Below are 446 nucleotides of genomic sequence, written 5' to 3'. Positions count from 1 at the left end.
GCTGCAGCGCGTTGCTGCGGCGAATAATATTGGCCACCCGCGCCTGCTCCTGCTGCGCCAGCGGGGCCGCCGCCAGCTGGGCCAGCGAGTGCTTCAGCGCCTGCTGCGTCGCCAGCAGCCGTTCCGCTTCGCTTTTGTACTCCAGCGCCCCCACCACCTGCGACAGGCGCACCGCCGCCGTGGCGACATTCGCCGTGTCCCGCGCCAGATCCATACTGCCGCGCATGTCGTTGAGAGTCTGGCGCTGCACCTGCTCCTGCAGCTGGCTGGCGTGGTGAAAGCCGAACACCGCCACGCCGCTGACCAACAGGGTGACCACGCCCATCAGCAGATTAAAGGAGAGCAGGCGGCCACGGGCGCTGGTGAAAAACGGGTGTCGGCGAGCGGTCATAACAACTCCGGTGAAGGATCGGTCGGCAGATAAGCGTGACGGTGCAGAAAATGAC

Annotated in this window: 1 protein-coding gene; it reads right to left on the bottom strand. The window is 65.9% G+C overall.

Going from position 1 to position 446, the window contains the following annotated elements; translation table 11 throughout:
- Positions 1-391: hypothetical protein (locus M3206_RS18810; protein WP_251314036.1), on the bottom strand; the 391-nt coding region annotated here is incomplete at its 3' end.
- Positions 392-446 lie beyond the last annotated feature (55 nt).

This window comes from Fictibacillus phosphorivorans (assembly GCF_023715845.1).
GTDB lineage: Bacteria > Bacillota > Bacilli > Bacillales > Fictibacillaceae > Fictibacillus > Fictibacillus phosphorivorans_D.
This window is presented reverse-complemented; position numbering and strand designations above follow the sequence as displayed.